We start from the raw sequence: 11,863 nt of genomic DNA, 5'->3' as shown, positions 1-11,863 counted from the left end.
TTAAGGCTTCAATTTAATACTTATTGTATCATCATTTTTAATAATCTCTGTATTTGTTGCTCCAGAAATAGCTTTGAGGCAAATTTCTAGGTTATTTATAGGTAAACCACCAGTTAATAATTGATTAGGTGCTTCGCCGTCCATAAATTCAACGGACACGTTATAAATGTCTTCTATTCGTTCAGCAACTTTATGCAAGGGCACACCATTAAATTCCAATGCACCATTTTTCCAAGAAGAAATTTCTTTAATGTTTTTGGGACTACTAGCCTTTACGGTTTGGTCCATGCTATGTGAATAGCTTACATGTTCCCCGGGCAACATGCTTTTGGTAACACCATTGGCCAATTTAAGCTTTACCAAACCTTCGTCTAGGGTAACTGAGGTTTTGTTTCTATGTGCGTTAACGTTAAATTTAGTACCAAACACTTCTACCAGTAAATCATTGGTCTTAACAGCAAATTTTGCATTGGTTTTTAATTTTTTTGCTACCTCAAAATATGCTTCTCCTGTAAGCTTTATGGCCCTTGGATTATCTTTTTCAAAATTTATTTTAGAATTAGAATTTAATTGAACCCTAGTACCATCAGTTAGATTTACCACTAAAGTTTCTCCAATACCTGTGCTATACGTGGTAATAGAAGTGCTGGTGAAATTTAGATATAAAACTATTAATAGCGCTATAGATGCGGCAACACCACTTAAAATATACCAATTGATTGTTTTACTGGAAGTATCTTGTTGTTGCTGTTGTTGTTGCTGTTGTTGTTGTTGTTGTTGTTGTTGTTGTTGTTGTTGTTGTTGTTGTTGTTGTTGGGTCAATTTGGCCTCTAGGTCTTGCCATGCCGTATCTAATTCAGATGCCGTTAACTCTTGTGTGTTAAAGGTAATGCCAACTATACAATCTTTTGCTTCTGTAACAATGGCTATTTTATCCGGATTATTGACAATCCACTTGTTCCAATACTCAATATCGTTTTGGTTTAAACCCTTTGCCCAATTTACAAAAGAAGTGTCTTTGATTAAACCAGAAACAGAAAGCTCTTTATTATTAGCCATTTAACTGTGCAACTTTATGGTAAAGAGAGAAAATCTCAAAAATATACCCTAATAAAACGGAGCAAGTTAAAATATTTTAGTTGAAAATATATAATTCTTAAAAATTGATTGTCCTATTAAATAAAGAAGGCTGCCAATTGGCAGCCTTTCCATGAATAACTCAAAAATAATTAGAAATCATAATTCATCTTAGAACTTGTAATTCACAGACAAATTAAACAGTGTCCCTAATTGACTAAAATGGTAACCATCATATGTCATTTGGGAATATCTTTGGTTGAATGTAATTAAGTTAGATTGCGTTTTAACTTGTGCTGGGTCTGCAAGTAAGGTTTCACCTGCAGCATTTTCTGCTTTAAAACTCCATTCTGGTAGTACATTCAAAATGTTGTTGATGTTTAATGCTAGGGTCAATTTATCCGTAGCATTGTAATTGAACCCTAAATCTGTTACCACTTTAGGTGTAAACTCTGTTCTTATATTTGGGTCCATACCTTGTTGTTTAAAGGTAGTTTTGCCAAAGTAAGTGTTGTTTAAAGAGATACCTAATTTATCTAATTGGTAATTAGCGCCTAAAATCCATTTTGTTCTAGGTCTAGAGGTAAAGAAAAGGGCCTCTTGGGTGTCATTAACAACAGACTGCCCAGCATTCTCTACCAAAGTTGGATTTTTTACCGCCCCATCTCTTTCGTTTTGAAAAGTGTAATTTCCAGATAGGTTAAAGTCTAAATTACCAGCCCCTAGCGCAATGTCTTTATAGCTAAATACCACGTCTAATCCAGAAGTTCTAGTATCCAATGCGTTAACAAAGAAGCTTACATCGGATAAATTATTGTCTGCCAATACTTGGTCTAGAGCGGTATTACCAGCTTCTGTAGGACCAATCTCCGTACTTAAAACAATTCTATCTTTTACCGCTATATTATAGTAATCTAAGGTATAGCTAAAGTGATTGTTTATTTTGCCACCAACCCCAATAGTAAAGTTATTGGAAGTTTCTGCGTCTAACTGTGGAATACCCAATAATTGTGCTTGTGAGGAAACGTTGTTTACCAAACCACCTACTTGTATACCTTGACCTGGAATAAAGCTGTATTGTGCTTTTTGCGTATAAATTTGATGAAGAGTAGGAGCTCTAAATCCTGATGAAACAGAACCTCTTAAGGTTAATGCATCACTGAATTTGTATCTAGAACTGAATTTATATACAAATGCGCCACCAAAATCTGAGTAGTTTTCTGCCCTTACCGTACCACTTAGTAAGAAAGCATCCGTAACATCATAATCCAAACTAAAATAACCACCAATGTTGTAACGGTTAAATTTACCGGAATTTTGTGGTGTGTTACCTGCAAAAGAATCCGCACCACCACCGTCATATGAAGCAAGGCCTCCTTCTATTACCTCAAAGGTTTCTGTTCTAAACTCTGCACCAAATCCAATACTTACCTTATCAGAAAGTAATCTAGAAATATCTATGTTTCCAACGTTATGGGAAAAGCGTGTGCCTCCTGGATCAAAAGAACGTGGAGAATTTTCCCTGTAAAGCTGAGAACTTTCTGTTACCTCACCATCGTCTATTGTTCCATTACCATTGGCATCTACCCATGTAGACGGAGAATACACAAAGTTTCTATTGTGCGAGTTGTTCACTTTGTAAGTTTGCAAATTTCCACCTGTAGTGAAACTTAAATCAACATTCCAGTCGTTTATGGTAGAACGAAAACCTACCGTACCGTTATAATCACTCAATAAACCTTCAAAAGTTGGTAAATAACCATCATAACCGCCAGCGGTATTGGGGTTATTTCCAGGGAAAAAATCTGCCAAATAAGGAAAATCATCAACCGTTCTCCAATAAGGAGTTCTATAATTGGCAAAACTGTTTACGTTTTTATAGACATATGCTGCATTTGCGTACAATTCTGTGTTGTCGCTAATATCATATCCAAAATTTGCCGAAAATTTAGCAGCTGCTGTTTCTGGAGAACCATTAATGTTACCTGCGTCTGGTCTTCTACCTAAAAACTCTTGAACCGTAGCTAAATCAGCCCCAAAATCACCGGCTTCTCCTTCTGCGTCTACAGTGCCAGGTCTGTTTGCAAGATTAACTTTAGAAAGGTCTACGGTATAATTTACAAATCCCTTATCGTCTCCAATTGGGGTGCCGTTGTTTACCGCAATTCCATACATTTCACCGTCTCCTTCAGAGGTAATGCCACCTCTAAGTGTAGCCGAACCGGTTTCCGGGCTATCTTTTAAAATAATGTTCATTACCCCTGCAATGGCATCAGAACCGTATTGTGCAGAAGCACCATCTCTAAGTATTTCTACACGCTTTATGGCATCTGTAGGTATGGCAGAAATATCCGCACCGGTTTCCCCACGACCTGGAGAAGTTTGTGTATATAATAAAGCACTTAAGTTTTTTCTTTTTCCGTTTATTAGAATCAATGTTCTACTTGGCCCCATATTTCTAATTTCATATGGGTCTAAAAGAGAAGTAGCATCGTTTACCGGTGTTTGTACCGTATTAAAAGATGGAATCTTGTATTGTAATGCCTTATCAAAAGTAACTTGTCCGGTAGACGTAAGTTCTTTTGCCGGCAATACATCTACAGGCAAAGGTGTGTCTGTGTTACTTCTTGGAGCGGTTCTAGATCCAACAACAATAAATTCTTCTAACTGTACTCCTTCGCTCAATGTTACATTAATGGTAGACTGCCCGGCTACTTTAATTTCATTGGTTCCAAAACCAATATAACTAAAAACTAAAGTGGCATCGTTAGCTACCGAAATGGAGTAATTTCCATCAAAATCAGAAGTTGTTCCATTAGATGTGCCTTTTTCCAAAATGTTTACCCCTGCTAAGGCAATACCATTTTCATCGGTTACCTTACCGGTTACCACATTTTGATAACGATTAATGGATACATTAATTTTTGTTTTTTCCTCCTTGTTTTCTGCAATGGGGTTTGAGGAGGCATTGGTAACGGTGGGTAAAGCCACCATTGCTGCCGTAAGTAAGCCCCAATACGTTAATTTAGGTTTTTTCATAATATTTAGTATGAGTTAGATGTTCACACTAGAAAATTCAAAATGCATTAAAAGTAGCGCGAACGCTAAATAGTGCGTATTGAAATTTCAGTATTCAAACCTATAGAGCAAAAAAAATAAGAATATACCCTACTAAGGGAATAATTTATTTAAGAATAGACAGAATTTGGTCAGATTCTATGGATTTTCTCAATTTAGAAAAAGCCTTTTGAAGGGTGTTGGAAACACTTTGAGCACTTATTTCCATAACATCTGCTATTTGCTTAACAGACAGGTTGTTATAAAACTTTAAATAAATTACTTCTTTTTGCCTTTCTGGTAGTTGATTTAGGTGCTTAAGAAGTGTAACATTATCCGCAAAAGAATTATTTTGATTTTTATTTAATTCTTCTTCTAAAAAGTTGAAAACAGCCCCTGTTTCGATAGATGTGGTCTGTTGCATTACTTTTCTTTGTTTGGCAATTTCCTTTAAAATTAATCTTCTAAAAGAAATCATTAGATAGGCTTTAACGTTTTCTACTTGCGAAAAATTAGCAGCGTTAGTATGTAAATACACAAAAAAGTCTTGTAAAACCTCTTTGGTCATATCTTGGTTGGCAGATAACTTTAATCCATAAAAATATAATGGAGAGTAGTATTTTTTAAAAAGGCTCTTGAAAGCATCTTGCTTGCCTTTTTTAAATTCTGACCAGAGTATTTGATCTATTACTTCCATTAATTATAGCTTCTCGTGGTTAAATGTATAAAAATAATTTAACGTTAATTATAGGTTAAAGCTAGATTAGCAGGAATAAGCTATTAATTTGATGCTAATTGTTGGTAAGAAGTACTGGGCTAATTTATATTTGTGGCTTAAATTTTAAAATGCAAGAAAACGAAGAATATTCTGGTATTTGGATGAAGATAGGATGCTTTCTATCCGCATTAGCACTTTTGGGTATAGTTTTTCTTCTGGGTTATCTAGCCTATTCAATGTTTAATAGGTTGTAGTATAAATTGTTTTCTTCAACTTATCTTTGCAGCCTTTAATAAATAAGCAATAAACTTCTCTAACTATGAAAGCAGGTATCGTAGGTTTACCAAACGTTGGAAAATCCACCCTTTTTAACTGTTTATCTAATGCCAAAGCGCAGAGTGCAAATTTTCCATTTTGTACAATAGAACCAAATATAGGTGTGGTAAATGTTCCAGACCCGCGGTTGGAAAAACTAGAATCTCTTGTTAATCCAGAAAGAGTAGTGCCGGCCACGGTAGAGATTGTAGATATTGCTGGTTTGGTAAAAGGCGCTAGTAAGGGAGAAGGTTTAGGAAATCAATTTCTAGGAAATATTAGAGAAACGGATGCGATTTTACATGTTCTACGTTGTTTTGATAATGATAATGTGGTGCACGTAGATGGTTCCGTTGATCCCATAAGGGACAAAGAAACCATCGATATGGAATTACAGCTTAAAGATTTGGAAAGTGTAGAGAAAAAACTGGACAAAGTCAAAAGAGCTGCAAGGACCGGTAATAAAGAAGCGCAAAAAGAAGAAGCTGTTTTAATTCAACTAAAAGAAGGATTAGAGGCGGGGCAATCCGTGCGCGCCATTACGGTTTCTGATGAGGATAAGATAGAATTTGTAAAGCCATTACAATTAATTACGGATAAGCCCGTAATGTATGTTTGTAATGTAGATGAGGCGGCCGCCGTAGAAGGAAATGCTTATGTGGATAAGGTTAAGGAAGCCGTTAAGAACGAAAATGCAGAAGTTATTTTCTTGGCGGTTGGTACCGAGGCGGATATTAACGAACTAGAATCTTATGATGAACGTCAAATGTTCTTAGAAGATTTAGGTTTAACAGAGCCTGGTGCGGCAAAATTAATCCGTGGCGCCTATAAATTACTAGACTTAGAAACGTACTTTACTGCCGGGGTTAAAGAAGTAAGGGCGTGGACCATTCCCGTAGGGGCCACAGCGCCACAAGCTGCCGGTGTAATCCATACCGATTTTGAAAAGGGTTTTATTAGGGCAGAGGTAATTGCATATGACGATTACGTTCAATTTGGTAGTGAATCTAAAGTAAAAGAGGCCGGTAAAATGCGTGTAGAAGGTAAAGAATACATTGTTAAAGATGGCGATGTAATGCATTTCAGGTTTAATGTGTAACCTTTGGGCATTCCATTTACTATCTAAAGAATAGAAACCTACGTTTTTTACTAAGTAGGTTAGCGCTATGGTTAAGCCTGCGTCTAAAAATCTTGGAATCCTAATTGGCCTAATAGGAGTGGTTCTTTTTTCTTCTAAAGCAATTATGGTAAAGCTTGCGTATCTCTATCAAGTTGATACGTTGAGCTTATTGCTTTTGAGGATGGGATTCGCGCTTCCTTTTTACATTGCTATTTTATGTTATTTGGAGTACAAAAAATCCAGTAAAATAGGTGCTAAAACCTTTTTATGGCTGCTATTGTTTGGTTTTGTGGGCTATTATCTGGCCAGCTATTTTGATTTTTTAGGTCTAAAATATATAAAGGCAGGTCTAGAGCGTATTATTTTATTTATTTACCCTACAATAGTTGTGCTACTTTCTTATGTGTTTTTGAAAATTAAAGTTTCTAAAAAACAGAGAATAGCTATTGCTATCACTTATCTGGGTGTATTAATTACCTTTTGGAAAGAGTTGAGTGTAACTGGGAGTAATGTTTGGTTAGGAGTACTCTTAGTTATATTCAGTGCTATAACATATGCATCTTATTTAGTGGGTAGTGGTTGGTTAATTCCAAAATTAGGCGTATTACGTTTTACATGTTACGCAATGATTGTATCTACGGTTTGCATTCTAATTCATTATAGTGCCACAACTCCTTTAAAAACCGTATTAAATTTGGCTACTCCCGTATATATTTATGGTTTAGGAATGGCCATTATTGCAACCTTGATGCCCTCGTTTTTGGTATCTTGTTCCATCAAGACAATCGGCGCCAATAGCTTTTCAATTCTTGGTAGTGTTGGGCCTATTTCTACCATAGTATTGGCTTATCTATTTTTGGGAGAAAAACTATCCTGGTTGCAGCTTTTGGGAATGTTGGTAGTTATTATGGGAATTATTTATTTGTCGATCAATAAGCAAAAACCTTGATAATCACATATCAACAATAGCAGCTTTTTATTTGTTGATTAAATTATAGCGCTCCCATTTTTATTTTTCGCACATAATTTTATATTCGTTGGGATAATCCTACTACATAATGGCACAAACACAATATACCGAAGATAATATTCGCTCGTTAGACTGGAAAGAGCATATTCGTATGCGACCCGGTATGTATATTGGTAAATTGGGCGATGGTTCTTCTGCTGATGATGGTATTTACATCCTATTAAAAGAGGTTTTGGACAACAGTATTGATGAATTTGTCATGGGTACTGGTAAAACCATTGAAATCACTATTAAGGACAACACGGTAAAGGTTAGGGATTATGGTCGTGGTATTCCTTTAGGAAAGGTGGTAGATGTGGTGTCTAAAATGAATACTGGCGGTAAATATGATACCCGCGCATTTAAAAAATCTGTTGGATTAAATGGTGTAGGTACCAAAGCGGTTAATGCATTGTCCACTTTTTTTAAGGTAGAATCCGTAAGGGATGGTCAGGCTAAAAGTGCTGAATTTTCTGTAGGAAATTTGGTAGAGGAGGAGTTAGTAGATTCCACCAAGCGTAAAGGGACCATGGTAACCTTTACCCCAGACGAGACTATTTTCAAAAAGTATAAGTATCGAAATGAGTATGTAGAACGTATGCTCAAAAACTATGTATACCTAAATCCTGGGTTAACCATAGTTTTTAATGGTGAAAAATACTACTCAGAAAATGGTTTAAAGGATTTATTGGAAGACAATAATAACGAAGATGATTTTCTGTATCCAATTATCCATTTAAAAGGTAATGACATTGAAATTGCCATTACACATAGTAAAACCCAATATAGTGAGTCCTATCATTCTTTTGTAAATGGCCAACACACTACACAAGGGGGTACACACCAAGCCGCTTTTAGGGAAGCTGTTGTAAAAACAGTTAGAGACCATTTTGGTAAAAACTACGATGCATCAGACGTTAGAAAGTCTATAATTTCTGCCATTTCCATTAAAGTAATGGAACCAGTGTTTGAAAGCCAGACCAAAACCAAACTAGGTTCTACGGATATGGGCGGGGATTTACCCACGGTTAGAACATACATAAACGATTTTGTAGGGAAATATTTAGACAATTATCTGCATAAGAACCCTGAAACAAGAGATGCCTTACAACGTAAGATTGTACAGGCCGAAAAGGAGCGTAAAGAACTTTCCGGCATTCGAAAATTAGCAAGAGAAAGAGCTAAGAAAGCAAGCTTGCACAATAAAAAATTACGAGATTGCAGGGTGCATTTAGGCGACATGAAAAATGACCGACGTCTAGAAACTACCTTGTTTATAACGGAGGGCGATTCTGCATCTGGTTCCATTACCAAGTCCAGGGACGTAAATACACAGGCTGTATTCAGTTTAAGGGGTAAGCCCTTGAATTCTTACGGAATGAGCAAGAAAATTGTTTATGAGAACGAAGAATTTAATCTTTTGCAGGCAGCTTTGAATATTGAAGATTCCTTAGAGGACCTTAGATATAACAATATTGTCATTGCTACAGATGCTGATGTGGACGGTATGCATATTAGATTGTTGTTGATAACCTTCTTTTTACAGTTTTTTCCTGAACTAATAAGAGAAAACCACCTTTACATATTGCAAACCCCATTATTTAGGGTAAGAAATAAAAAGGAGACAATATACTGTTATAGCGATGAAGAAAAGGCCAACGCCATAAATAAATTAAGTGGTAAACCAGAAATAACACGTTTTAAAGGTTTGGGTGAAATTTCGCCAGATGAATTCCAGCATTTTATTGGAGATGATATTCGTCTAGAACCTGTAATGTTAGACAAAGCCATGTCTATAGACCAATTGTTACAGTTCTATATGGGAAAGAACACACCAGACCGTCAAAAATTCATCATAAACAACCTTAAAGTAGAGCTTGATCTAGTAGAAGAGAACTAACCCAATACCATATACCAAACTAATCTTTCAATGGAAGAAAATGAAGCCTTGAATAATGGCGAAGGACAATCAGAAAATCAACAAGAAGAAGCATTGACCCGGGTTACGGGAATGTACAAAGATTGGTTTTTAGATTATGCATCCTATGTAATTTTAGAGCGTGCCGTGCCTGCAATTGAAGATGGTTTTAAGCCAGTTCAACGTAGAATTATGCATTCGCTAAAAGAATTAGATGACGGTAGGTATAACAAGGTTGCCAATGTGGTAGGGCACACGATGCAGTACCATCCTCATGGTGATGCTAGTATTGGTGACGCAATGGTTCAAATTGGCCAAAAAGATTTATTAATTGATACTCAAGGAAACTGGGGTAATATATTGACAGGAGATGGGGCAGCGGCATCACGTTACATAGAAGCCAGATTATCCAAATTTGCTCTCGATGTTGTCTTTAGTCCTAAAATTACCGAGTGGCAACAATCTTATGATGGCCGTAAAAAAGAACCTGTAAACCTGCCCGTTAAGTTTCCGTTGTTGTTGGCACAGGGTGCGGAAGGAATTGCGGTGGGGCTATCTACCAAAATTTTACCCCATAACTTTAATGAGCTTATAGATGCGTCTATTAGTCATTTAAAAGGTAGGAGCTTTAAGCTGTATCCAGACTTTCCAACGGCGGGTATCATAGACGTAAGTAATTATAATGATGGTCTAAGGGGCGGTAAAATACGGGTAAGGGCTAAAATAGAAAGTTTAGATAAAAACACATTGGTAATTAAGGAAATACCCTATGGTACCAATACCTCTTCCTTAATCGATTCTATTTTAAAGGCCAATGATAAGGGTAAAATCAAGGTTAAAAAAATAGAGGATAATACGGCGGCAGAGGTAGAGATTTTGGTGCATTTACCAAGCGGACTTTCTCCAGACAAAAGTATTGATGCTTTGTATGCATTTACCTCTTGTGAGTCGTCTATTTCTCCACTGGCTTGTATTATTGAAGATAATAAGCCCGTATTTATGGGGGTTTCTGAGATTCTAAAACGTTCTACGGACAACACCGTGAGCATGCTAAGGCAAGAATTGGAAATTCAGTTACACGAATTAGAAGAGCAATGGCATTTTTCTTCCTTAGAGCGCATTTTTATTGAAAACAGAATTTACCGCGAAATAGAAGAGGAAGAAACTTGGGAGGGAGTAATAGCTGCTATAGACAAAGGTTTAAAGCCGCATATTGGTCATCTTAAAAGAGCTATAACCGAAGATGACATTGTCCGTTTAACAGAAATACGAATCAAACGTATTTCTAAATTTGATTTGGATAAGGCTAAACAATACTTAGAGAGTTTAGAAGACCGCATTGCAGAAACAAAACATCATTTAGATAATTTAATCGATTTTGCAATAGCCTACTTTAAAGAGTTGAAGACGAAGTATGGTAAAGGTAGGGAGCGTAAATCTGAAATTCGAATCTTTGATGATATCGAAGCAACCAAAGTGGTTATAAGAAATACCAAACTTTATGTAAATAGGGAAGAGGGTTTCATTGGCACATCTTTAAGAAGAGATGAATATGTTACCGATTGTAGTGATATTGACGATATCATTGTCTTTACGCAATCTGGTAAAATGATGGTAACCAAGGTGGATAGTAAGACATTTGTTGAGAAAGGTATTATACATGTGGCCGTCTTTAAGAAAAAAGACAAGCGTACAACCTATAATATGGTCTATAAAGATGGTAAAGGTGGCCCCAGTTATATTAAACGATTTAATGTTACTAGTATAACTAGGGATAAAATGTATGATTTAACCAACGGGAAAGCAGGTAGTGAATTACTGTATTTTTCTGCAAACCCTAACGGGGAGGCAGAGGTTATTACGGTGCATTTGAGGCAATCTGGAAGTATAAAAAAGTTAAAGTGGGACATTGATTTTGCCGATATTCTTATTAAAGGGAGAAGCTCTAAAGGTAATACGGTATCCAAATATGCAGTTAAACGTATAGAGCTTAAAGAAAAAGGAGTTTCTACCTTAAAACCTAGAAAAATTTGGTTCGATGATGTTGTACGCCGTCTAAATACCGATGAGCGAGGCGAGCTTTTAGGTGCTTTTAAAGGGGAAGATTTGCTTTTGGTGGCCAATCAAAAAGGTGTTGTTAAGACCATTGCTCCAGACTTAAATACACGTTTTGATGACGATATGATTGTGTTGGAAAAATGGGTTCCAGAAAAACCCATCTCCGTAATCTACTATGATGGTGAAAAGGAAAGATATTACCTAAAACGTTTTTTAATAGAGAACACAAACAAAGAAGAGCTTGTAATAAGTGAACATTCTAAAACACAGTTAGAGTTAATTTTAACAGATTGGAGACCTATGGTGGAATTGGAGTTTGTAAAACCAAGAGGAAAAGACCCAAAACCTAACGAAACGGTTAATGTAGAAGAATTTATAGCTATTAAAGGAATAAAAGCCCAAGGAAACCAATTAACTACAGATAAATTAAAGAACGTAAACGTTTTGGAAGCGTTGCCTTTTGAAATAGAAGAAGAAGCGGAGGTGGAAGAGGACAGCAATGAGGCTATAAGCGAGGACAATACCAAAATTGATACAAACAATGACGAATCTGACCAAACAACGTTGTTTTAAATCAATATTAAATCTATA

The 11,863-nt window shown here is 36.2% G+C and carries 7 protein-coding genes; 4 read left to right on the top strand and 3 right to left on the bottom strand.

The window, feature by feature from the left end:
- The 3 genes from BUL40_RS07465 to BUL40_RS07455 all read right to left on the bottom strand — a co-directional run bounded on the left by BUL40_RS07465 (position 1) and on the right by BUL40_RS07455 (position 4,831).
- Entirely contained in the window at positions 1–1,059 is a 1,059-nt protein-coding gene (locus BUL40_RS07465; protein WP_080318724.1) for a FecR family protein, read from the bottom strand.
- Positions 1,060–1,248: 189 nt separating this feature from the next.
- Entirely contained in the window at positions 1,249–4,116 is a 2,868-nt protein-coding gene (locus BUL40_RS07460) for a TonB-dependent receptor (RefSeq protein ID WP_080318723.1), read from the bottom strand.
- Positions 4,117–4,261: 145 nt separating this feature from the next.
- Positions 4,262–4,831 carry an RNA polymerase sigma factor gene (locus BUL40_RS07455; RefSeq protein ID WP_080318722.1) on the bottom strand — a complete coding sequence of 190 codons (570 nt, stop codon included), beginning with the start codon at positions 4,829–4,831 and terminating at the stop codon, positions 4,262–4,264.
- 340 nt (positions 4,832–5,171) lie between these two features.
- Between BUL40_RS07455 and ychF the strand changes: the two genes are divergently transcribed.
- The 4 genes from ychF to BUL40_RS07435 all read left to right on the top strand — a co-directional run bounded on the left by ychF (position 5,172) and on the right by BUL40_RS07435 (position 11,845).
- Entirely contained in the window at positions 5,172–6,266 is a 1,095-nt protein-coding gene (gene ychF / locus BUL40_RS07450) for a redox-regulated ATPase YchF (RefSeq protein ID WP_080318721.1), read from the top strand.
- A 67-nt stretch (positions 6,267–6,333) separates the two neighbouring features.
- Positions 6,334–7,236: a DMT family transporter gene (locus tag BUL40_RS07445; protein ID WP_080318720.1), complete on the top strand. Its 903-nt coding sequence runs from the start codon at positions 6,334–6,336 to the stop codon at positions 7,234–7,236.
- 109 nt (positions 7,237–7,345) lie between these two features.
- On the top strand, positions 7,346–9,196 hold the full coding sequence (locus BUL40_RS07440; protein WP_010517101.1) for a DNA topoisomerase IV subunit B: 1,851 nt from the start codon (positions 7,346–7,348) through the stop codon (positions 9,194–9,196).
- Between the two features lie 30 nt (positions 9,197–9,226).
- The gene (locus tag BUL40_RS07435) at positions 9,227–11,845 is read left to right on the top strand and encodes a DNA gyrase/topoisomerase IV subunit A (RefSeq protein WP_080318719.1); all 2,619 of its coding nucleotides are present in this window, start codon (positions 9,227–9,229) and stop codon (positions 11,843–11,845) included.
- Positions 11,846–11,863: the final 18 nt, after the last annotated feature.

The sequence above is a fragment of the Croceivirga radicis genome, from assembly GCF_002072105.2.
In the GTDB taxonomy this organism is placed as follows: domain Bacteria; phylum Bacteroidota; class Bacteroidia; order Flavobacteriales; family Flavobacteriaceae; genus Croceivirga; species Croceivirga radicis.
The sequence above is the reverse complement of the archived record's forward strand: the minus strand, read 5'-3'. Positions and strand labels throughout refer to the sequence as shown.